Source organism: Natronosalvus halobius (genome assembly GCF_024138145.1).
GTDB lineage: Archaea > Halobacteriota > Halobacteria > Halobacteriales > Natrialbaceae > Natronosalvus > Natronosalvus halobius.
The window spans coordinates 578,391-600,809 of sequence record NZ_CP099997.1 but is presented as its reverse complement, the minus strand read 5'-3'; the positions used below and the strand labels follow the sequence as shown (position 1 = coordinate 600,809).

The following is a 22,419-nucleotide window of genomic DNA, read 5'->3' as shown; positions in this document are numbered from 1 at the left end:
GATGAGTGCTGAAGAAGCAGAAAACGGGTCAACGCCCGCCGAGGTCATCGAGATCGTCGGCAAGACCGGCATGCACGGCGAAGCCATGCAGGTCAAGTGTCGGATCAAGGAGGGCGAGAACCAGGGACGCATCATCACCCGAAACTGCCTCGGGCCGGTCCGCGAGGGGGACATCCTCCAGCTGCGCGAGACCGCCCGCGAGGCCGACTCCATCGGAGGACAATAATGGTCGAGAAGCGAACCTGCGACTACACGGGCGAAGAGATCGAGCCCGGCACAGGTATCATGTACGTTCGCACCGACGGTACCGTGCTCCACTTCGTGGATTCGAAGGCGGAGAAAAACTACAAGCTCGGTCGCGAACCGCGCGACCTCGAGTGGACCGAAGAAGGCCGTCGCGGCAAGGGTCCAACTCAGGTCGACACGTCGGCGGACGAGTCTACGGAACCCGACCAGGAGGACGAAGCCGGAGAAGACGAGGATCTCGTCGAGGAGGACGAAGCCGGAGAAGACGAAGGCGAAGCTGACGAGGACACCGAGTCCGCCGGCGACGATGTGGACTCCGAGGAGGAGGCCGTCGAAGGCGAGGCGGAAGCCGAGGACGACGCCGGAACGGGCGAGGAAGCTGAAGCCGATGCGGAAGCTGAAGCCGATGCGGAAGCTGAAGCCGAGGAGGAAGCAGGTGAAGAAGCGTGAGCGACCACGAGCGCACCTTCGTCATGGTCAAACCCGACGCCTTCGCTCGCGGTCTCGTGGGCGAAGTCGTCTCTCGACTCGAGGACCGCGGCCTCAAACTCGTCGGCATCAAGGTGATCAACATGCCCGAGGAACGGGCCAGAGAGCACTACGCCGAACACGAGGACAAACCGTTCTTCGACGGTCTCATCGAGTTCATCACCGCAGGTCCGGTCGTTCCGATGGTCTGGGAGGGCCAGGACGCCACGCGGCAGGTCCGACAGATGATCGGCGCGACCGATCCGCTCGAGGCCGCCCCCGGAACCATCCGCGGCGACTACGCGCTGGACCTCGGTCGTAACGTCGTTCACGCGGCAGATCACGAGGACGACGGCGCGAACGAGCGCGAGATCGCGATCCACTTCGACGAGGACGAACTGATCGACTACGACCAGCACGACGCGTCCTGGCTCTACGAATAGCTCGACGCAGGTATCGGGGTCCAATTCGGGATCTAACCCGAGACCCGATCGCCGTCGAACGGAACGATCCGTACGACGACCAACGAATTTTTGCTATCTCGAGAACGTGTAGGAAGGAATACAGGTACGCGTTCAGATAGACGTAACATCTAATGTGCACCCACCAGTATAAGTGGGTGGTGGTTTCGAATGTTAAGTTACGGTAGGTGGTTTGCAAATGGGTAACAGGGAAAAGGGGTCCACGGCTCGAGCATGCTATACGACGCCCTCACTGGACCTGGTTTTTGAACTGCTCTCGAGCCGTCGTCGTCGGCAGGCGCTCTATTACCTGTCCGAACGATCGGACGGCGTCGCGTCGGTCGACGAGATCGCCGATTACGTACACACCAACGACGACCGAAGCGACTGTTCGGCGGACGGACGGTCAGAGATTGCTGCTGGGCTCAGACACGTTCACCTTCCAAAACTCGAAGACGCCGGCGTGATCGACCACGACGCGCGAAGCCAGACGGTCAGGTACTGGTCCCAGCCATCACTCGAGGAGTGGCTCGAGCACGCCTACCACAAGGAGTCGTTTCAGTAGTACCAGTCTCGACGGAGATAAGTCGGAGGCGGTGACGCTCAGGAAAGTAGATATATTATGGGGTATGATAGCGTTTCCCTCCTCAATGTTTAACAGGTCAGCGGTCGATTGCCCAACCGGTGTTCACCAATGACTGACCACGAACTGCCACCACTGCCGTACGACTACGACGCACTCGAGCCATCGATTTCCGAACAGGTCGTGACCTGGCACCACGACACTCACCATCAGGGGTACGTCAACGGCCTGAACTCCGCCGAGGAGACGCTATCGGAGAACCGCGAATCCGGAGACCACGGTTCTACGGGCGGTGCCCTTAGCAGCGTCACCCACAACGGCTGTGGTCACTACCTCCACACGCTGTTCTGGGAGAACATGTCCCCTAACGGCGGCGGCGAACCTGAGGGCGACATCGCCGACCGTATCGCGGAGGACTTCGGCTCCTACGATGCCTGGAAAGGCGAGTTCGAGGCCGCCGCGAGCGCCGCCGGTGGCTGGGCGTTGCTGGTCTACGACCCCGTCTCGAAGCAGCTTCGTAACCTCGCCGTCGACAAGCACGACCAGGGCGCGCTCTGGGGCGCACACCCCATCCTCGCCCTCGACGTCTGGGAACACTCCTACTACTACGACTACGGCCCAGACCGCGGCAGCTTCGTCGACGCCTTCTTCGACGTCGTCAACTGGGACTCCGTCTCCGAGGAGTACCAGAAGTGCCTCGACCACTTCGAGTAAGCGACGATCCCGTACACCGTCACACTTTTTTTGCGCCGGCTGTGAACGGGTAGCGACGCGAGCCGCGACTCGTATAGAGCGACTCGCGTGGAATGACTCGTATAGAGTGTGGGACGACTCGTATAGAGTGTGGGACGACTCGTATAGAGTGTGGGACGACTCGTATAGAGTGTGGGACGACTCGTATAGAGCGACTCGCGTCTAACGTTGAACGTCGAAACCCACATCGTTTAGCCGCAAGACCCGTTAGTCGAGGTATGCCCGTTCCAAAAGACGAATTCGAAAACCTGCCCCCGTGTGACTTTTACACGCCCGAGGAACTCCTCGAGGACGACCAGATGTACAGCGTCTACGAAATCGCCCGGCTCTTGCAGGGGCTGGATCCGAACGCAGAAATCGACCGTGAGACGGAGGACATCCTCCTCGACTGGGCAATTCCGTGGATCATGACCAACGCGGACGACCTCGTGGTGGGCGAACCGCGAACCGACGACGAACCGGGCTACTACGGCCTCGAATCTTGAACGACGAGACTGTCAGACCTGCCTCGCCATTCGACCCGCCAGTTCGACGTGCTCGTACGGCCGGTCGGTGACGCTCGGCCCGTGGCCGACGTGAAGCACCTCGAGGTCGGAGTCGAGTCGTTCGAGGATCCGATCGATACTATCGACGAGCGTCGATCGGTTGCCCTCCGGAAGGTCGGTTCGCCCGAACGCGCCGTCCTGGAAGACGAGGTCGCCAGCGAATAGTACACCTGCCTTGTGTGCGTATAGACAGAGGTGGTCGTCCTTGTGGCCCGGCGTGTGCAACGCGACGTACTCGTCGTCGCCAAGAACGACCGTCGTCTCGTCCCCGAGTTCGTGGTCGACGCCGTCGGCCGCCGGGTCGAATCCCCAGACATCGACGTCGAAGGCCGTCGTGACGGCCTCGAGATTGCCGACGTGATCGGGATGGGTGTGAGTGAGCACGACGGCATCGAGCGCGTCGACGTGTTCGCGGACCGAGTCGACGACATCGAAGTTCGCTCCCGTATCCACGAGGACAGTCCGATCGCCGGTGACCAGGAACGCGTTGCTCGTGAACACCTGCTTTCCTGCAGCGAGATTTACGATCATCGCCAGCAGATACGTTTCGGGTCACTTTGTGCGTGTCGACACGCGATTTCGGACGCCTGGGTGTGCGTACCGTAGTGGAATCGACATTCACAAGGTCTTTTACTGAGAGCACGTACAAGAGAGACGAATGAACGGGTCGGCTCTTCGAACAGGGATCCTCGTGATCGCTCTCCTCGTCGCCGCAGTCGGTGGCGGAACGCTGGTGGCCGCCGACGATTCGACCACCGCGGTCGAACGGGAACGGCTACCGGATGTGGACACCGGGCAGCCAGCCATCGGTGCTGGCGAGGACCGATACGCGAGTGCCGCTGCCACCTCGTTCCAGGAGCAGGGCTTCGAAACGACGACGTTCATCGTCACGGTCAACGACGATGGGTCTGCCATCTGGACGTTCCGCTACGAACGCATTCTCGACGGCGACGAGGCTCAGTCGGAGTTCGAGACGTTCGCCGAAGAGTTCGAATCCGAAGAGACGAAACTCTACGCGGACTTCGTGAATCAGGCTGAAGTCCTCCTCAACATCGGTCGAGAGGAAACCGACCGGGAGATGGAAGCAACCGACTTCAACCGAACAGCACGGATCGAACAGGGGTTCAACACGCGAGGTGTCGTCGAGATGTCGTTCACCTGGAACGGGTTCGCTCAGGTAAACGACGGCGAAGTCGTCGCTGGCGACGTTTTCGAAGGGAACTTCGTCGTTGCCTCCGACCAATCGCTCGTCGTCGAAGCGGGTGAGGGCTTGTGGTTCGCCGACGTCCAGCCGATTGGCGAGCTCAGTGCGTCGTCCCTCGAAGCCAGCGATTCGGTTACCTGGACCGGTCGAAAGCAATTCCTGGACGGGCAGCCGCGGGTCGTTTTCGAGAGCGAATCGGCAGGTGGGTCGGTCCAACCAGATGAGGACACGGAAAACGAGTCGGCCCTTCCGATATCCACCATCGCACTGGTGCTCGCTGGCGGCGCGATTTTGCTCGGTCTCCTCGCCGCCGGTATCTCCCGATACGGACTCTTGTCGAGGACGGACCGGTCGGATCCGGATGCACACCCTGAGCCGACTCGAGAACCCGATCAATCGCCCACCCAGCCGATACCGGACGACGAACTCCTCAGCGACGAGGATCGGGTCGTCTCACTCATTCAAGAACGAGGCGGCCGAATGAAACAGGTCAATATCGTCGACGAAACCGGCTGGTCGAAGTCGAAGGTGAGCATGTTGCTCTCGGAGATGGAATCCGACGGTACCATCAGCAAACTCCGCGTCGGTCGGGAGAACATCATTAGCCTCGAGGGATTCGAACCGGAGGCGACCAGGTCACCGTTCGAGGAGTGATTCGCGTATGTGATGGCTGGTCACGGTATCGATGAAACGCAACCCTTAAACACTCTTCTCGGCAAGCATAGATTGCAAACCCGCTCCGTTGGTGTAGTCCGGCCAATCATATTGCCCTCTCACGGCAATGACCAGGGTTCGAATCCCTGACGGAGCATTCTTTTCCCGCCGCCGTCTCCCGATTTCGAGCCCGTGCCACCCTCACGTAAGCATGGAACTCGAAGGCAATGCGATTGAAAGTGTCGAGTCACCCCGACGCAGTATAGCGATTCCAACTATTTGCCCTGCAATCCGATCCGTAGGATTCGTTAGCCGGAACACGCCTCCAGTGACGACATCGACGGTCAGCACGGCGAACCCGACACCGAACACTCCGGTTCCAACGGCGGCGGCCCCGATCAACGTGCGCGCTGAGTGGCGATCAGCGATGATCCCGGCAGGCAAAATAGCCAGCACGTAGCCAACGAAATACGCGGAGTAGACGACACCAGCCTCGGTTCTGGACAGTCCGAGATCTGCACTGATAAGCGGGAGGACCGCAGAATAATTGGCCTAACTGAACGAAACCAGCCCGATCGCCCCGCTCAGTACGAGCCATACCCGGGTCTGCGTGTCCATGCGTACTGAGCCACCAACGGTGGGGAAGAGTAGTTTTTGATTGCTCCGTGCAGCGACCTACACGACCGGCGCCTTTCCTGCTGTTCGCCGTTGTTGGTGATTTGGTCCACGCCCGTTTCGAGGTAACTTGGCGCTACACGAGTTGGTATCTTAGTGGGTGAAATGTTCTCTCATTCTCTTTCGTTCAATACTAACTACAGTGAGTCGTCGAAACACCGCAACCAACTTAATCAGCAAAATCGAACAGTTTGGTCGTCTCCATACGCGGATCGTCTTCCAGTTCGTGATCCAGTTTCTTCGGATCGGGAATCGGAAACGTAATCTCCGGATCGGGTCGTGATACTGCGGCTGCAACCCGTTTCACCTCCTCGAGGATCGTCACACCTTCCTCCTCGACACCAGTGATCGTACACCAGGTACGCGAGCGGGTGATCCCGACGAACGCTTCGTTGCGTCGGTGGACGGCACTCTCTCGGTACTCCGGATTCTGGATGGTCTCCAGGCCGATGAGATACACCGACGCGGCCTCGTTGCCTTTCGCTCGATGGATGACCGAGACGGTGACTTCCCCATCTGTGGCAAACACCTTCGGATCACCAAGCCAGACACAGTTCACCTCGTGACCGTACTGTTCGAGTTGCTGGCGTAGCAGCACGTGACCCACGTCTCGGTATCGAGGGCCGGTCGCGATAACCAATACCTGCTCCGGTCGAAGCCCGGTTTCGATATCCTGGTTGATCTGCGTAGCAACCCACTGTAACTCTGCCATTTTGGTCGGAAACGATTCCGCCTGGATGAAGGGCTTGGCTTCCGGGACGTCGTGCAAGGGGTGCGGCGAGTGTTCCTAGGGACGGCGGATCGTCGCGTCCTCACCAATCTCTCGGAAGTCACCCGTCACCTCGTACCCGAGAGAATCCCATCCATCGCTTCGCGTAATCGTCTGGATTGGCCCAGCAACTGACTTGAGCCCCATCCCGAGTGCGTGAGCCGCCATCAGCACCGATCGAGGAGAGCGGTAGGCCTGGCGCATGACGTGGCTCTTCTGGACACCACGAGCGTAGGAGCCGCGCAAATCGAGGACTGGGTCGCCGTCGTCGTCGGTGCCGAAGATATTAATCGGACTTGGCGCCGTCAGACTGGAGAGGCTCTGTGCCTCGTCGTATGCCCAGACAAGGCGTTGCTCGTCATCGAGGGCTTCGAGACAGAGATTGAAGAAATTCGAGCCAAAATCCTGTGCCTCGTCGATAAAGATCGCGTCGTAGAGCTGTGGAACGTCAGCTTCCTCGAGTAACTCGCCACAACAGGCGTCGAAGATATCGTCGTGATCAGAGAACGCGTTCGTCGCGTCGAACAGTGTCCGTGGGTCACGACCAGCAGCGCTCGCCAGATTGTAGTAGATGCCCTCGCCGGACTCTTTCCCACCCCAGGCGTGGATGATGGAGAGTTTCTCCCAGTTCGGATCGTCGTTGGTGAACCGCTGATAGAAGCGTTCGACAAGCGCGGTCAATTGCTCGTACAGGCTCTTCGTCTGGAACGTGAGCGCGATGTCCATCTCGGGATAGCGCTGGTGCGTTCGGGCGGCTTTCATTGCCAACAGGACGGTCTTCCCCGAGCCGGCGATCCCACGAATTTGCTGTGGTCCAGGTGGCACCAACATTCCGATTTCCTGTTGTTGCTGGTCAAGACCACGCAGACCGTTGGTCACCTGCTCATACAGTTCGCCCTTCGTGGTCGGATTGGCGGGTGGTTCGGTCCGATCACCACTGATCGATTGGCCACAGCTCAGTACGTCGCGTGCAGCCTCGTACTCGGTTTCCGTGAGCGGGTCGAACGTCCGGACGTTCTCGAGTGCATTACGCAATGCGACCGGTGTCAACTCATCGCTCAGAAGCGTTCGTGGTGCTACAGGCCCGTCGAAGCCGCGAGCGTCCCACTCCGCTCGAGTGATATTTGGGAGAGCGACGAACGTATTCGCGGGAACGCGACAGCCATCAAGATCGGATAACGCTGGTTCGCTCATGAAGAACCGGCGCAAGAACAGCGCCTGATTTCGTGCCTGTTGGTGCGGTGTTGCCCGCGAGTAGCTCATGTTCCGCAAATACCAGGTGTGTCCCTCGATCCGGTCGATATGGCCGATCTTGTACCCTTTGACCTCGATGACGAGTAACCCCCAGTTCCGGATGCAAGAGGACGATGTCGGGCTCGTGATCGAAGTTGTCGCCACCCTTATCGACGATCGGATACTGGTGGTATGCAACCCCACGCTCACTGGCGTCAAACGCCTGTTTTAATCGCTCCCACACCTCCAACTCCGCATCAATCCCGGCGGCATCTGTGTCCGCAGTCGTGGGAAGAAACTCCATACACCTACTGGTTATTAGATTAGTATATCTGTTCTTGCCACATGTTGGTTGGGTTTCAATAATGCCGAATACCATCGATTTCGACCGTTTAGTACCCTGTATGCCCTTTATATCGATCTCTGTGGTAACTTCTGTATATGGGGGCATGCCACACACGAGGGCGATTGTAACGACCGCAGAACCGTTGCAGGGAGCATTAGCCGACGACAATACCTGAGCGCGTTAGCAGTGATGGGCGGGGCGACAGTGATCCCACCAGTAAGTGCTCAGAACGGCGAACTATTCCGTGAGACAATCGACGATGGTGGTGCAACCGCATCTGTTTCCGAATCTGGCAGCATTATCGCGTTTGGAGTCTACCCAGGTACAGCGCGAGCCTACATCGCAACTGATTCAAACGACTACGAGGCCGTCGAATTTGTCCTTCCGGGTGACTCGAGTGGCTTTCCAGTCTCCCATGTCGCGGTAACTGAAGAGACTAATACCATCGTTGCAGCAGCGATGGACGTCGATGTGTTCGGAGGCGGCAACCTCGATGATGCTGGTGGATTGATTGGTACACCCAGCACAGAGGCAGAGTGGGCCTACGAACAACCAGGTCTGTGGGACATCGGGGTATCTGGTGACCTCACAACCGTTGCCGCTGTTTCAAACCCGATGGACGTCGCTCCTCACGTGGGTGTCGTCCAGGAGGGTGAACTGGCATGGGAACAGCCCTTAGAGGATGCTGCTGGGTGGGCAGTAGATGTTTCCGATGATGGCCAGTATATTGCCGTCGCGTGCGTGCATATTGACGACGGGCTTGAACGCTCTGGTCAGCCGAATGTCCGGCTCTACGGAGCTGATGGCGACCTCTTGTGGCGTCACGAAACGGCCGAGGATGTTCTCGATATCGCCATCAACGAGGACGAAGGCATCGTAGTGGCAGGGACAGATGACTGGTCGACGCTCGCGTTCGATCTTGACGGGGAACTCCGCTGGCAACGCGATGAGTCACCAACAATGACTGTGCTTTCAGGCGATGGCACGACTATTGTTGCAGAATCACCTGTTACTGCACTCGATAGTAGTGACGGCTCAGTTCTCTGGGAGAGCGAAATGGGCAACGCGAACGTAGTGGCCGATCCAATGACCGTCTCGGCCGATGGAACGCGAGTGGCTGTGTCAACGCTCGACTTTGAATTGTTCGTACTCGAAAATGGTGAGCCAATCTGGGAAGGCGAAAATGAGGCTGGGCCGTACTATTCGGCGATTTCAGCTGATGGGTCGACGCTCGCAGCGATGGAAGTCGACAACGATGCCAAGAACGCAGCGCTCGTCGGGTATCCTCTCGGAACGTAATGCCAGACCAGCTTTTGTGGTCGCTATTGTGGAAAACAGCAGTGAATCATGTAGCTTGGTCTTGAGAGGTAGCTGCTAAACTAGACAGTATCCGCCGGGTCGAGCCTCTTCGACCTGACGGGAGCATCCAAAATGTACGGGGTTCTGAGCCAATCGAATTCGGGACGGTGACACGTGCATGAGTTACTGACTTCGATCCTGAGAAACTGGATCCACTCTCAAGAATCAATGAAACTTCTGCGCTGATTGTTTGCCAGAGACTACACCTTGCTTTGGAGTCGCTCGCGGCGTTCTTCGAACTCTTCATTCGAAATGTCACCACGGGCATAGGCCGTCCTCAACTCTAGGAGTGCAGTATCACTTTGTTGAGTACTGGACTGGCGAATCACACTGTACAGGAGGTACCCGAACCCGAGAATCACGAGCAAAGGCACCACCGACATGAGAAGCCACATCCACGTGGCTCCAGTTCCGTCCCATGTACTCCCAGTCCACATGTGATCCCATCCCCACAGACCCATCATCGGCATCATGACCACCATCATGAGGAACGGCAGGATCAGGAATGCGGCGATGACGATCAGGATCGTCCGAACCAGTGAATCGTCGGTTGCCATACCCTGAGATAGGCTGTCCAAGTATGTTAGCTAGCCCCCAAATCTCACGCGGCAGGAAACGTAGTGCGAGAAGATATGATTACAAAATCACTCTAAAAGATAGTGAGAATCTGTTGCTCACTCGCTGACGGTGACTCTCGCGGCGATAGTGTTGTGCATCCACGAAAAGGCGCACAGGACGACGAACGTAATGATCGGCGCCTCGATCATGCCGGTAAGATTGACGATGAGATCCGCGAGTCCGACATCCGCCAGCAGCAGTAATGCCCGTTTCCCGACTCGATGCCGGCCGTCATTCCGAGAATCAGTAGGAAACCGAGTCGATAATCGATATTATCGAGGCCGCGATTTCTCTCACCATTTATCCGCGGTTTTGAAGGAATCTCACTCTCACAAATTTCGGTAATTCGAGCGTTTGTATTCCATCGACAATTGCGGCTGCTCGTCGGTACCCCTACCGACCGGCGGATAGATTACGACGAAGTCACCCGGCGTGAGCGTCGAGACGCGTTCAGTCAGTTCTTGAAGTACTGGTCGCCAACCGATAGTGTTTCGGCGAGCGCTCGCACACACCACGAGATCGTCCGCCGTCACGTCTTCAGAAAGAACCCGAATCAATTGTTCCCAGTCATCGATGGATTCTCTCTCGATAGGCGTGTTCGATTTGAGTTTCCCGAACAGCTGCTCGTAACGACCCCCCGACTCCTCGACGACGAGTGCTCGGATAGGTGCTCCAGTACCCGCTGCGATTCGTTCGATCGTCTGTCCGACCTCGTAGAAGTTTGGATCATGTGACAGCTCGGGTGGAAGCACGAAGACGATTCGGGAGACGGTATTGAGAGGTGCCCTGATTCGGGAGACGAGAACGAGTTGATCAGTCCATGCGAGAACCTGCCGCGTAGTCTGACTGAAGAGAGGTTGTCTATAGAGCCGCATCCCATCCCAGTCGAGAAGGATCGTCGTGATCCGGTTTTCAACGGCTGCGCGAGTGATCCCGGAGGCGATGTTGTGATCGACCCGCGTGTGAAACGTTACCGGCACCTCTGCGCCGGCAGCATACTCTTCCGTGTGTGCGATTGCTGCATCGGCGGTCGCAACCTTTCGTTCCGTTTTCGGTCCCGGGTGGACGACCGCCAGCGTGTGTAACGGTTCGGTGGATTGTTCCTCCCGGATAAATAATGCCAGATCGACCAGCGATTCGTGATACCTCATCAGCTTCTCGTGGTGCTCGGGGACCGGAGTAAACGGAATGAGGATCCGTTGACGAACGTCGGTCGGCTTGCGTTTCCCTCGCCGGTCTTTCGTCACGACTGCTCGACCGTATTTCTCCACCACGATCGGACTGACCAGACTCACGACGAGGATCATCAACACCGCGCCGTTGATCATATCCGTATCGAATCCGGGAACACTAGCGTCGAACGCGATGAGCACGATCGCTAACGCTTCGGCCTGTCCGACCGAGAGCCCGAACATGCTTCCGATCTGGTCGTGGTCATACGCGTACAGCAGGCCGGTAAGCCAAGACGCGACGAACTTCGTGACGAGTGTGAGTCCGATCAGTGCCCCGGCGAGCAGCAGCGACTCGCGGCCCCCAACAATCGCAGTCACATCAACGAGCAACCCTATCGAGAGGAGAAAGAACGGGATGAACAGCGCGTTGCCAACGAACTGGACGCGATTCATCAATGGCCCTCGATCGGGGATGAGCCGGTTGAGCGCCAGTCCCGCTACAAGCGCTCCGATAATGGGTTCGGCTCCAACTACTTCAGCGAAAACCGCTGAACCGAAGAGAGCAGCCATGACGAACAGGAACTCGAAATAACTCTCTTCGGCCAAGCTCCGAAAGAACCGGCGACCGAGCCACGGAACGATATACCAGATCCCGGTGAAGAGCAGCGCGATGCCAAGCCCGAGTTCCACCCAAAACAGCCAATCGAGGGGAGCTTCCGCCGAAGCAACGACGATGACGAGAACGAGCAGTGCGAGTACGTTCGTGAGCACGGTGCCGCCGATGGTTGCTGTGACGGCGTCATTGCCGACGATCCCTAATTGACGGGCAACAGGATATGCGAGCAGCGTATGCGAGGCGAAGATAGCCGCGAACAATAGCGCCGTTGGCAACGAAAATCCGAACACCCACATCCCGAAAACGGTACCGACTCCCTGAGGAATGAGGAATGCGAGAACGCCGAAGATGATGCTCTGGTCGATGTTGTCAAAAAACCTATTGAGATCGATCTCGACACCGGCGAGGAACATCAGATAGATCAGTCCAACCTCCCCGAGGAGAACGATCGCATCCCCTCGCTCGATAATACCAGCTGCATTCGGACCGATTGCAGCCCCAACGAGGATGATTCCGATAATGCCGGGCAATCGATGGCGTTCCAAGAGGAGTTGTGCGACGAGAAAAATAATCATCGCCAACGCGAAGATAGTTATCGGATCTTCGACAGGAATGGTTGGAAACAGTGTCACTAGGAGTTCACCGCCGATCAAAACGTCATACCACCGCTTCACCTATCCTCTCTCCGATCGTTTTCGGCGATATCTTTGCGTCACAAACCAACAAGGGCCGAATTCCACGGCGAAATAGCGGACTTTTTGCCAAGCTGGCGGAATCGATAGCGGCTGGGTGTATCACTCTCTTACGTAGATGAGAAGATCGTTTTGTTGGAGTTCGAAATCATGATCAGGTGCGAGATGCAACTCCTCATTTCGACTGACACCGATGATGCGGTCAATGTCGAGCGCTGAGAGTTCTACGTCCGGGTCGCTCAGACGAGTGAACAGAATATCACTGTCAGTACCGCTAACGGGCTCGTCGAGGACAGCAGCAGCGACCATCTGTCCAGAGATCTCCGATAACTCAAGTACGTAGTCCGCGCCTGCTCGTTTGACTCGTCCAACTGCTTCGCTCTCTGTCACTCGCACAAAGATATCGACTGTAGAACTCAACTCACGCGCAAGTAGTGTTGCGTACAGTGCTTGTCGGTCTTTAGGAAGCGAAATGATGACTGCGTCTGCGTTTTTTACGCCCGCCTCTTGAAGTGTCTTCGTAACAGTTGCGTCGCCGACGACGTCCACGTGTTCGCCCTCGTCAATATCTACGACGGTCGGATCCGCACCCCAGGTTTCCAACGCCGACCGAACGGTACTGCCGACCGTTCCGTGACCGAGGATAACGATTCGATCGGACTGCATTCCCTCGCTCATCGCATAGTGCGTGGCGAGCGCTTGCCCGATGACCTGTCGTGGCTGTACGACGTACTCGACGCCAGCCGAGTGCAGATACTGCCGGAGTGTCGCGTCCTCAAGTGTTGCGGTTATCGGGACCATCGGAGCCACGTCGCGGATAGCGAGCGCAGCGTTCAGCGTCAACTGATCGTCGCCAGCGACGACCGCTGCCTGTGCCTTCTCGACCGAGGCTTTCCGGAGGTCAGATTCGGATTCCGGATCGCCGTGTAACACGGTGTGTCCGAGATCGCGGAGCTCTACCGCGCGATCTTGGTCCGTTTCAATGATTACGTAGGGGTGTTGATGAGCGTGTGATTCAATCTCGGTGATGAACGTGTGGACGAGCGGTGTGTGTCCGGAGATTACGACGTGATTTTCGAGTGGCTCGACGGTATCGAACCGCCGTTGCTGGAGAAACTGACTGAACCAGGGCACGACGAATAGTGGCAGGAGGAGAAAGAGGAGCAGGATGCCGGTGAACTGCATTAGAATCGTGAACAGGTTCATGATCGTCGTTTCCCACGGTGCGTCTTGCCCGTATCCTGTGGTCGTCAACGACTGGACGACTGTCTGAAGGGCGCCAGCGAGAGAGAGGTTGCGGTCCTCGTACACGGCCATTCCGTACCAGTAAAAGGCCGTGTAGACACTCATGATGACGGCCACGATGACGACGTACACTGCGATGCGATATCCGAGGCTCAGCTTCGTTAACCATCGCGTCGTCTTCGTTGCCCAGCGATCAATACTCATCCCCTTTCACCTATTCTCGCCATGGCCGAAGACTGCTGGGTCTTTCATCAAGTTGGGTGCTTCTCGATTCTCTTCTCAGGAACGTTTCTCGTCATCTTCTCTCATTTCGAGCATATTTGAGTGATAATGTGTAGGTGTGTTCCGACGCTGTATAGAAGCAGGCCAAGTCCAACAAACAACGCTGGCATCACGATTACTTCATATATCGGGATCAGGGCTGGAACTGCAAGGACCAACAGTCCGATCAAGAAGATGAGGACGATGATACCAAACCCGGCCTGAAGATACCGGTAGCAAGTTTCTGCATCAGGCAATAGTTCGATTTTACACTTTTCGGTCATGCTTTCTCTTCTCGTAACTCTGCGGCTGCGTTCTTAGTGGCAAGTGCTAACCCCGACGAACAAGGATTGTCTCGTACATATCCTAGATGTGCACCCAGCACGGTAATCAAATGGTTGTCAGTATTGTCTAGATAATCCGAATCAAGTAGCAGATCATGAGATCGTCGATATCAAGCGATCTGTCTGGCGAACCCAATGTCCGTTATACGCGGAGCAGGCGCAATACCACGCCGTTCACGGCGTGGATACGCGCCGTCACTGGGGAATCCCTCCACACACTTCAACAGACTCGAGGTTTTAACGTGGACATTCAAGTGGGCAGGCCGCATACTGGTGAAACAGGAATCAGGCTGGGAACGGAGCGATTCCCGCTTAGTCCGACGATGGCGGCCTGCCCGCCCCAAGCAACCAAGCAATAATCGGAACCAGTCACTGACCGGCGTATCCTCACAGGGTACGACTGGAGTTGACTGCTGTACGCAGACGCAACGTAACTCCGAGTCCGTCGACGCTGGCCCAACCCTCGCCGGGCAAAAACAACCACGAGGGTCGAACGCAGTGGAGGATAGGAGTACCGGGGGCTTGGCACTCCCAGCAGTCCCACCCGCCACAGTCCGTGAACCCCACACGGATTCTCACCGTGTCGGGGTTCGGTGGAACTGCAAACCTGAAATCTCCAACGCTCAGGATTCCTCCGCGTTTACGCGGAGGAGGATGTCAATAGTCGCTGGAAGTCCTACTCAGTCACAGTGAGGGCCATGATCGGAACCATACCGAGGCGAATATATCAACGTGCACAACCCAAGTCAGCTACGCATTCTCGACGAGGAGAAGAAACAATGGATTTCTCTTTGACATCAACGCGTCGGCACGACGGCACGGTAATTCTGCTCCTGGTGGCGGGGTTGGTAACGAGTTATCACTTTCTTCTCCGGCCGTGGCACAGGACGTGGAGCGCCACCGACGAGGAGATCAGCCGGCTGCTGCCAGGCGACGACCTCGTCCCCGAACCGAGCGAGAAAACCACCCGCGCGATCACAGTCGAGACGGCAAGTGAGGACGTATGGCCGTGGATCGTGCAACTCGGACAGGGGCGCGGTGGCTTCTACAGTTACACCTGGCTTGAAAATCTCGCCGGTGCGGATATCCACAACGTCAATCGAATCGTCCCGGAACTTCAGGAACTGGAGGAGGGTGATTCGATTCGCATGGTTCACGAAGAGTACTGGTTACAGAGTCCAGTCACGGCGATGACTGTCAAACGAATCGAACCGGGCCGAACGCTCGTTCTCCAGGGATACGATGGCGGGACGTGGACGTTCCATCTCGATCCGACGAGCGAGGAGACGACACGTTTCATTGTCCGGGGTCAAAAGCCGAAAACCCGAACAGTCCTCGGATATGTCCTCCGCTATCTAGCGTATGAACTCCCGCATTTCATCATGGAGCGCGGCCTTATGCGTGGAATCAAAGCCCGTGCTGAACACTTCGATCGAGACGAAAGCATCCACTCGGACCGGCCAACAGGGACTGACGGTAGTGCGTGATCGCTGCGTGTAACACGCGGCTTTCAGTCTTCGCTCTGGCGTCGTACCTAGTAACTTCATGATCAGTTCGGTCAACAGACCGATCCAGAGCGTTAAGCCCGTCCTTGGCGACGTCGTGCCATGAACTCGGACGAGCTAACGACCACGGTCTGGGAACTCGATCAGGACGAATTCCCGGCCGACGAGCCAATCGAAGAGCAGGCACGGTTCCTGCTTCGATACGCGATCTTGGCACCATCCAGCCACAATTCACAGCCATGGCAATTTACGATAGACGAAGACCGAATCCAGATCTTTGCCGACGAGACACGCTGGCTAGAGGTGGCTGATCACGACAAACGGGAGTTACATCTCAGCCTCGGCTGTGCCATCGAAAATCTCTGCATTGCAGCAGAGCATTTTGGATTCGACTATCGAATCCAGTACCACGATTCCGGAGAAACCGATTCCATTGCCGTCGTGACCCTTCACTCGGATGGAAATCAATCGAGCGACCGACCACGAGGGCTGTTCAAGCAAATCACGGAGCGATACACGAGCCATTCACTGTTCGAAGATCGATCGCTTCCCCAACCCACGCGAGATACGCTCCACCAGAGCATTCTCGAAGACGGCGTGTCACTTTATTTGATCGATGAGCCAGGTCTAAAGCGATCAATCGGGGAGCTACAGGCAGAAGCAGATCAGATCCAGATGAACAATTCGGAGTACCGGAAAGAACTCGGCTACTGGGTTGGGATCGGCGCGCTGGGCCAGTCGTGGCTTATGGCTCGTATTGCACAAGCTGTTGTAACTCATTTCGACCTCGGTGATCGTGAGAGTCAGAAAAATTCGGAGCTGGTTCGAAGCGCACCCATCATCGGACTTCTCGTCACGTCAACCGACGACCCACCGGCGCGAGTCAAAGCTGGACAAGCTTACGAACGGCTAGCCCTTGCTGCCAGCGCCGACGATCTCGTCACCCATCCAATGAGTCAGATTTTGGAAATCCCCGAAAAACGAGAGGGGCTTGGTACTCAGGTTGGAATTACTGACGGTATTTCACAGCATCTTTTCCGGTTAGGGTATACAGATGAATCACAGGATCACACACCACGTTGGCCGCTTGAGAAGTTCCTCTCAACGCAGCTGTGATGTGTCACCGTCCCGGGTTTAATTTGCTCAGAACCCTGCAAATTTCAGATAGCTCCTCCAAATCGAAGAAATCTGGCACGGCTAACCACGATCACCCCCGACAAAAGCTACGACTGGGACGCGCTCCGGCACGGACTCGGAGAGGCTGGCATCCGCCCGGTAATCAAACATCGAGAGTTCCATGAACTCGACAAAGCGAACAATGATCACCACGACGAAAACATCTATCACCGTGGATCGGTCGTTGAAGCGATCTTCTTGCAATGAACCATCGGTTCGGCGAGACGTTGCGGGCGAGAACGCGGTTTAACCAGTTCAGAGAACGCGTCCTAAAGGCCGCCATCAGAAAATCGATCGAGCTGTGAAGCTTTAATGCCACTGATCTCGCGCGCCTAAACAAGCCCCAGAGCACATATTCGGTACTAACTGCCCCAGACGAAAGAGATGGAAATCGCGAACGTGGAGCGCTGATAGACATCCTGTTGAGCGTATTAAAGAGTGTTATTGCTCTGCCTCGACGATGGCCCCGAGGCGGACGGCTGTTGGTTCAGCGTGGCGATCAGTAACTATCTGTAGCCCAACGGGCTTGCTCTCGGTCGTCCCACAGGGCACCGACAGAGCCGGGTGGCCGGTCAAATTGAATGGAACGGTGTTCGCTACGGTCTGAACGACTCCAGATCAAACACCTCGTCAAATTCCGGTGCCGGGATCGGTGTCGTTGGTGTGATGAGCGCGTCAACCCCCTCGAACAAGTCGTCTATGCTAGCAGTGAGAGCTTGTCGGAAATTTTGGGCGGCGACATACACGGACCCCTCAGTAATCGCATCCACGCAATCACCAATCAGCAACTGATTGCGAACAATCTCACCGTAGCCGCCGCTACCGGTCATTGTGGCCACAGATGTCCGCCAGGGCTCACTGTAGCCGGTACTTGTGCTATAAACCTGCCCGTTAGTACGGAGCAGTTTGGCGAACTCCGGACCGATGATTCCCATTGACGCCAGCGGTGCGTTTCCGATCTCGGGTATCGATACGTCTTCGACGGTGGCGCCAGCGTCCTCAATAGTCTCGATACCACCTCGAACCTGCTCAACAACGCCCTCAGTCGCATTGTCCATCATTTCCGTAACGACACCCACGTGGAGCCCTTCGATTCCCTCGCCAACTTGGTCAGTTAGTCCTGTAGCAGGCTCGACACCCAACGTCCCGGGGTCCTCGGCAGACGGTCCGCCAATCGTCTCGAGCGTCAGTGCAGCCGTTTCGACCGTCTTCGCCAACGGGCCGATGTGATCCAGCGAGGGCGATAGGTCAGCAAATCCAAAGCACGGAACTGCACGGTGAGTAGGTTTGAATCCGACGACCCCACAAAACGATGCGGGGATGCGAATCGACCCTGCGGTGTCGCTTCCGAGTGCCACATCGACCAGATCAGCGGCGACTGCGGCAGCGGATCCGGCAGACGAGCCTCCCGGCACACTTCCTTCAACCACCGGGTTTTCGACAGGGCCGTAGGCACAAGTCTCCCCCGTCGTGAAGTATGCAAACTCGTCCATGTTAGTCGTGCCCACGACGTCGGCTCCATGGTCGACGAGACGGCGAGCTACGGTCGCGCTGTACTCTGGAGTGAACTCGACGGCGGTCGACCCACATGTCATCGGTACACCAGCGACCGCAATGTTATCTTTCACCGCTACCTTTAGCCCTGTTAGCTGGCCCGAGTCTCCCTTCAGTGAGCAACGATAGCGAAAGGCGTTGTACTCATCGTCTCCCTCGTGGACATCAGTTGCCAAATCCCCATCCGGCGTCGAGGGATCAAGCGTCTCGAGCTGTTCACAGGTCTTGGTGATTTCATCAGCGTAAGCGCCGATCGCGTCCTCGTCGAGAGCGATGCCAAAATCACTCGCTGCCTTTCGGACCGCATTTTCACGTTCACCCATGTAGATTCAGCAACTATTCCCACGAGGTGAATCAAGAATGTTTGCTCCCAAGCACCCCCTACTTGCCCGCAGGTTTCATGCTGGTGGACGGCCCCAGCACAGGGTCGACTCATCTCAGCAGATGTAACCGATAGGCCATAGTCCCTAAACCCACTGGTGAACTCACTCTTTGTATCTCGCACGCTCCTTCTAACACTCTTTGGGAGTTCACCGAGTCTCTACGAGATAGAGGGCGCCTATGTCACACGGTTGGATGGTCAGGTCAGATACGCATTCCCGAATCTGGCACTACAGATAACATCCTATTATGAACGGCTCAATCACTTTAACAGTCAGTCCTCTTCGAGTACATCGACTGCCACTTCATTCTGTCGCATAAACGGTGGTGTCCACGGGGCATTATACCGGAGGAGATAGGGGTCGCCTGCCAGTTCGATTCCTTCACGCTCGAGTGTGGAAAGAAGCTTCCGTGTCCGTCGTTCAACCCGCGACTCTGGAGCATACCAAGAAAACTGGTCCACAGCGACTGTCTTCTGTGGCTCGGTGACGAGTGTAACATCCGATTCCGTCGGTTCTGGTGCAGTTTCAGGACTATATTCTGAGGGCAGATAAAACGCCATCCGGACCGTATCAGCGTCAGTCTCAGTCGCCTCTGACCGAACAGGAGTAGTCATCGAGATTGCTTCCCCGTTCTGTGTTTCGACAGGGGCAGTCATCGAGATCGACTCGTTACCTTGGTTGGCTCCCGAGATGTATCTGAAGAGTTGCCGAAATGCAATCCGCTGATTTGATGCCGTCGTTTCGACACGAATCGTCTGGGGATAATGACGGATTTCACCGCCGTTTAGCGTTCGTAGCTGTTCATATGGCACTGATTTTGCCTTCCAGGTTGAGTAAATGCCCCACCCAACCCAGCCAACAAATGCCACGCCACCGCCAACAATTACCGCCTTCGTGAGTGGTCTCATACACCACCCTCGCCGTCCATACAAATGAATGAACTCCCCAGACAAGTGTTGACGTGTTTTTCTGCGTGCTGCATGGACACTTTGTATACAGCAGGCAGCTCTGGTCATCTCCTAAGGGTTTCAACAATGCCTACAGAATATACATACACGATGCCACTCCCTATTTTGGACGGGCCATTACCCTCACCCTCCGTCCGCGATTCCGTCAATGGGCTATCCATCAGTGACTCGCCACCAACAATCGTCAGTATCAGTGATCTCCACGGCTATCTCGAACCAGCACGAAGCGCACTCCTGACGTTGGCGGATCATCCTGAGTTCGCTCCAGTGGTCGTTCCCGGAGATGACGAAGCACTCGGCTTTCCATTACCTCGAGTAGCCGATTCGAACGGTGTCGTGTGCGAAACGATCGCTGGAACCGACGTCGTCGTATTCGCGACCGACGACGGCATACACGCGTTCGAAGATCCGGGATACGAGTTCGAGCCAGGGACTGACGGGGAATTTTACGCCGATTCGACGACGTGGAACGGTGCAACGGGAGAGGCAGCCGATGGGCCACAATTGATACGACTACCAGCACGACGACTCTTTGCGTTCGCGTGGCAGGACGATCACGGTCCGGACGCGTTTTTCCAATCTTGAGGAAACCAATAGGGTGCTTACTGGCGGTCAGTCAAACGTCCTCACTCTGATGGTGTCCGTTCGGCTAGTCGGCAATCTGTTCCGACTGCCGCGTCTTTTCAATCTGGAGCGGATCGGACGACGAAGTGGCAGTGACGAGCCGTAAGAACTGGCCGGCGTTAGTGAGGAATTTGTTCTCCGCTTTTCGGAGGTGCTCTTCGAACGTCGAGCGAGCAACGGCCGTCTGATCGGCCAATTCCCGGAGTGACGTCTTCCGTGGTTGCTCGTAGTACCCGCTCTCGAGGGCAAGCCGAAGCGCGGCCAGCTGTCGTTCAGTCACGTCTTCGAACAACTGATCGACCGGAGCCAACATACTGTGAGGGATTTGCTGCTCTGTAATCGCCGTCTTCGAGAGGACTTCGATGTCTCGATTGGCCTCAAGATCGTGAAGGAGAGCCCGGACGTCACCCTCGTCGAACGCGATCACCGTGTAGTGCTCCCAGCCCTGCCGGTGGATCGTCGGCGGCTGGTACAGACAGTTGTATTCCTCGAACCGTTCGATGATGGAGTCCTCTAATGAACAGAGGCAAGATTGTGTGACGACGTGGAGACCGGACGAATCAATCGACTTGTGAAGGATCGTCCCCAGATTGTCGATTTCTTCGAGGAGTTCGGCAGCTGGCAATTCCGGGGACGTGATCTCGATTACCTGGCAGTCGCTCAGGTACCACTCGCGGATTGTGAGGTCCGGGTAGTGTTCCGAGATCTCCCGATATGGACACTCGTGTTTGACCCGGAAGGAGGCCTCGTAGAGACTCATACACGGGTAGATGGACCGAATAGAAATAACGATGCCGGTCATGACCGGCAGCACCTATATTCTAAAATCCCTCGTATGGGTAACCACTGATGTCGAAGATTCGTCCCAAGCAACTCGGTAACCGGTTGCAGACCGATACAGATGATCTGCTCGTGCTCGATATCCGTCACACGGAGGAGTACGACGACTGGCATATCCCGGATAGCATCAACGTCGACGTCTACGACGAACTGGCCAACAACCCCAATACGGCGAAGGAGGCCCTCGCAACCCTCCCCGACGAGAAGGAGATTGTTACCGTCTGTGCTGCGGGCGTCGTCTCGCAAACCGCAACGGATGTGCTCGAAGAACTCGGGTACGAGGCTGCGACGCTCACGGACGGGATGAACGGGTGGAGTCGCGTTCACCGGAGCGCGCCCGTCCCGACCACCCTCGACGGAACGCTCGTCCAGGTCGCTCGTCCGGGAAAGGGGTGTCTCTCTCACGTCCTGATTTCCGACGGTGAAGCGGCCGTGTTCGATCCCTCACACTACCTCGAGGAGTACGAGGAGATTCTCGACGACCACGATGCTGAACTCGTCAGTGTCTTCGATACGCACGCACACGCCGACCACGTCTCCGGCGGTGCGGAACTCGCCGAACGCCACGGCGTTCCGTACTATCTCCACCTGAAGGATGCACTCGCTATCGACGCGACCCCGGTCGAAGACGGAGAGACGGTCGAAGTCGGGAGCGTTGCCATCGAGGTTATTCACACGCCCGGCCACAGCGAGGGAAGCGTCTCGTTCGATATCGACGACGAGGCGCTCGTTACGGGCGATACGCTCTTTCACGAAAGCGTCGGCCGCGTCGAACTCGGCGTCGAAGCCGGTATCGAGGATTCCGACGCCGAAGCGAACGCCGCGACGCTCTACGAGAGTCTCCAGCGGCTGCTGGACCGCCCGGACGACGCAGTCGTCCTCCCGGCACACGATTCCGGGTCGCCCGAACCCCCGGTGACCGCGACGCTAGGCGAAGTTCGAGAACGGAACACCGACCTCGAACGCGACCGGGAAGCGTTCGTCGAGACGCTCGCCTCGGATATTCCGGATCACCCGCCGAACTTCGAACGCGTCAAGCGAACGAACGTCGGGCAGGAAGACATCCCCGACGATGAGTTGTCCGAACTCGAGCTGGGTCCAAACCGCTGTGCTGCCGAGTAATCC

At 56.9% G+C, this 22,419-nt stretch carries 23 protein-coding genes, 1 tRNA gene and 2 pseudogenes; 14 read left to right on the top strand and 12 right to left on the bottom strand.

Going from position 1 to position 22,419, the window contains the following annotated elements:
* The first annotated feature begins 1 nt into the window (after window position 1).
* From NGM15_RS02915 to NGM15_RS02890, 6 genes are all read left to right on the top strand, one after another.
* A complete protein-coding gene (locus tag NGM15_RS02915) occupies window positions 2-226 on the top strand; it encodes a 30S ribosomal protein S28e (protein WP_253435051.1) in 225 nt (74 codons plus the stop codon).
* Complete coding sequence (locus NGM15_RS02910; protein ID WP_253435049.1) at window positions 226-696, top strand: 50S ribosomal protein L24e; 471 nt, start codon at window positions 226-228, stop codon at window positions 694-696. The genes NGM15_RS02915 and NGM15_RS02910 overlap by 1 nt, the downstream gene beginning before the upstream one ends.
* Window positions 693-1,157 (top strand): nucleoside-diphosphate kinase, encoded by a 465-nt coding sequence (gene ndk, locus NGM15_RS02905; protein WP_253435048.1) that lies wholly within the window; start codon window positions 693-695, stop codon window positions 1,155-1,157. Before NGM15_RS02910 ends, ndk begins: the two co-directional genes overlap by 4 nt.
* A 217-nt stretch (window positions 1,158-1,374) precedes the next feature.
* Window positions 1,375-1,740 carry a DUF7344 domain-containing protein gene (locus NGM15_RS02900; RefSeq protein WP_253435046.1) on the top strand — a complete coding sequence of 122 codons (366 nt, stop codon included), beginning with the start codon at window positions 1,375-1,377 and terminating at the stop codon, window positions 1,738-1,740.
* 129 nt (window positions 1,741-1,869) lie between these two features.
* Complete coding sequence (gene sod / locus NGM15_RS02895) at window positions 1,870-2,472, top strand: superoxide dismutase (RefSeq protein ID WP_253435044.1); 603 nt, start codon at window positions 1,870-1,872, stop codon at window positions 2,470-2,472.
* A 257-nt stretch (window positions 2,473-2,729) separates the two neighbouring features.
* Window positions 2,730-2,996 carry a DUF5827 family protein gene (locus NGM15_RS02890; protein WP_253435042.1) on the top strand — a complete coding sequence of 89 codons (267 nt, stop codon included), beginning with the start codon at window positions 2,730-2,732 and terminating at the stop codon, window positions 2,994-2,996.
* Window positions 2,997-3,008: 12 nt separating this feature from the next.
* On the opposite strand, the gene NGM15_RS02885 is transcribed toward NGM15_RS02890, so the two are convergent.
* On the bottom strand, window positions 3,009-3,587 hold the full coding sequence (locus NGM15_RS02885; RefSeq protein WP_253435039.1) for an MBL fold metallo-hydrolase: 579 nt from the start codon (window positions 3,585-3,587) through the stop codon (window positions 3,009-3,011).
* A 127-nt stretch (window positions 3,588-3,714) separates the two neighbouring features.
* Here NGM15_RS02885 and NGM15_RS02880 point away from each other — a divergent pair, with 127 nt between their 5' ends.
* Together NGM15_RS02880 and NGM15_RS02875 are read left to right on the top strand one after the other, a co-directional pair.
* On the top strand, window positions 3,715-4,914 hold the full coding sequence (locus tag NGM15_RS02880) for a helix-turn-helix transcriptional regulator (protein WP_253435037.1): 1,200 nt from the start codon (window positions 3,715-3,717) through the stop codon (window positions 4,912-4,914).
* Window positions 4,915-4,996: 82 nt separating this feature from the next.
* Window positions 4,997-5,071: transfer RNA gene (locus tag NGM15_RS02875), tRNA-Glu, on the top strand.
* A 44-nt stretch (window positions 5,072-5,115) separates the two neighbouring features.
* Here the strand turns inward: NGM15_RS02875 and NGM15_RS18875 are convergent.
* The 3 genes and pseudogenes from NGM15_RS18875 to NGM15_RS02865 all read right to left on the bottom strand — a co-directional run.
* Window positions 5,116-5,448: pseudogene (locus NGM15_RS18875) on the bottom strand (MFS transporter); the annotation flags it as partial.
* A 310-nt stretch (window positions 5,449-5,758) separates the two neighbouring features.
* Window positions 5,759-6,301, bottom strand: a complete 543-nt coding sequence (locus tag NGM15_RS02870) for an ATP-binding domain-containing protein (RefSeq protein WP_253435035.1) — start codon at window positions 6,299-6,301, stop codon at window positions 5,759-5,761.
* A gap of 75 nt (window positions 6,302-6,376) precedes the next feature.
* Window positions 6,377-7,552 (bottom strand): DEAD/DEAH box helicase, encoded by a 1,176-nt coding sequence (locus NGM15_RS02865; protein ID WP_253435032.1) that lies wholly within the window; start codon window positions 7,550-7,552, stop codon window positions 6,377-6,379.
* Window positions 7,553-7,688: 136 nt separating this feature from the next.
* On the opposite strand from NGM15_RS02865, the gene NGM15_RS18670 reads away from it, so the two are divergent.
* Both NGM15_RS18670 and NGM15_RS02860 read left to right on the top strand, forming a co-directional pair.
* Window positions 7,689-7,823 carry a hypothetical protein gene (locus NGM15_RS18670; protein ID WP_256498939.1) on the top strand — a complete coding sequence of 45 codons (135 nt, stop codon included), beginning with the start codon at window positions 7,689-7,691 and terminating at the stop codon, window positions 7,821-7,823.
* A gap of 303 nt (window positions 7,824-8,126) precedes the next feature.
* Window positions 8,127-9,236, top strand: coding sequence for an outer membrane protein assembly factor BamB family protein (locus NGM15_RS02860; RefSeq protein WP_253435029.1), 1,110 nt, complete (start codon window positions 8,127-8,129; stop codon window positions 9,234-9,236).
* 260 nt (window positions 9,237-9,496) lie between these two features.
* Here NGM15_RS02860 and NGM15_RS02855 read toward each other — a convergent pair whose 3' ends face one another.
* From NGM15_RS02855 to NGM15_RS02840, 4 genes are all read right to left on the bottom strand, one after another.
* Window positions 9,497-9,853: an SHOCT domain-containing protein gene (locus NGM15_RS02855; RefSeq protein WP_253435026.1), complete on the bottom strand. Its 357-nt coding sequence runs from the start codon at window positions 9,851-9,853 to the stop codon at window positions 9,497-9,499.
* Window positions 9,854-10,243: 390 nt separating this feature from the next.
* Entirely contained in the window at window positions 10,244-12,334 is a 2,091-nt protein-coding gene (locus NGM15_RS02850) for a cation:proton antiporter (protein ID WP_253435023.1), read from the bottom strand.
* A 162-nt stretch (window positions 12,335-12,496) separates the two neighbouring features.
* Window positions 12,497-13,600, bottom strand: a complete 1,104-nt coding sequence (locus tag NGM15_RS02845; protein ID WP_253435021.1) for a potassium channel family protein — start codon at window positions 13,598-13,600, stop codon at window positions 12,497-12,499.
* Window positions 13,601-13,944: 344 nt separating this feature from the next.
* Window positions 13,945-14,184 (bottom strand): hypothetical protein, encoded by a 240-nt coding sequence (locus NGM15_RS02840; RefSeq protein ID WP_253435018.1) that lies wholly within the window; start codon window positions 14,182-14,184, stop codon window positions 13,945-13,947.
* A gap of 758 nt (window positions 14,185-14,942) precedes the next feature.
* Here NGM15_RS02840 and NGM15_RS02835 point away from each other — a divergent pair.
* The 3 genes and pseudogenes from NGM15_RS02835 to NGM15_RS02825 all read left to right on the top strand — a co-directional run.
* Window positions 14,943-15,731 carry a hypothetical protein gene (locus NGM15_RS02835; protein ID WP_253435016.1) on the top strand — a complete coding sequence of 263 codons (789 nt, stop codon included), beginning with the start codon at window positions 14,943-14,945 and terminating at the stop codon, window positions 15,729-15,731.
* Between the two features lie 120 nt (window positions 15,732-15,851).
* Complete coding sequence (locus NGM15_RS02830; protein WP_253435013.1) at window positions 15,852-16,865, top strand: Acg family FMN-binding oxidoreductase; 1,014 nt, start codon at window positions 15,852-15,854, stop codon at window positions 16,863-16,865.
* A 66-nt stretch (window positions 16,866-16,931) separates the two neighbouring features.
* Window positions 16,932-17,238: pseudogene (locus NGM15_RS02825) on the top strand (IS5/IS1182 family transposase); the annotation flags it as partial.
* A 128-nt stretch (window positions 17,239-17,366) separates the two neighbouring features.
* Here NGM15_RS02825 and NGM15_RS18870 read toward each other — a convergent pair.
* The 4 genes from NGM15_RS18870 to NGM15_RS02805 form a co-directional block, all read right to left on the bottom strand.
* Window positions 17,367-17,477 (bottom strand): hypothetical protein, encoded by a 111-nt coding sequence (locus NGM15_RS18870; protein WP_425494464.1) that lies wholly within the window; start codon window positions 17,475-17,477, stop codon window positions 17,367-17,369.
* Between the two features lie 44 nt (window positions 17,478-17,521).
* The gene (locus NGM15_RS02820) at window positions 17,522-18,802 is read right to left on the bottom strand and encodes an amidase (RefSeq protein WP_253435010.1); all 1,281 of its coding nucleotides are present in this window, start codon (window positions 18,800-18,802) and stop codon (window positions 17,522-17,524) included.
* Window positions 18,803-19,134: 332 nt separating this feature from the next.
* Window positions 19,135-19,770: an SOUL family heme-binding protein gene (locus NGM15_RS02815; protein WP_253435008.1), complete on the bottom strand. Its 636-nt coding sequence runs from the start codon at window positions 19,768-19,770 to the stop codon at window positions 19,135-19,137.
* 709 nt (window positions 19,771-20,479) lie between these two features.
* On the bottom strand, window positions 20,480-21,214 hold the full coding sequence (locus NGM15_RS02805) for a helix-turn-helix domain-containing protein (protein WP_253435005.1): 735 nt from the start codon (window positions 21,212-21,214) through the stop codon (window positions 20,480-20,482).
* Window positions 21,215-21,303: 89 nt separating this feature from the next.
* Here NGM15_RS02805 and NGM15_RS02800 point away from each other — a divergent pair, with 89 nt between their 5' ends.
* Window positions 21,304-22,416: an MBL fold metallo-hydrolase gene (locus tag NGM15_RS02800; protein WP_253435002.1), complete on the top strand. Its 1,113-nt coding sequence runs from the start codon at window positions 21,304-21,306 to the stop codon at window positions 22,414-22,416.
* Window positions 22,417-22,419 lie beyond the last annotated feature (3 nt).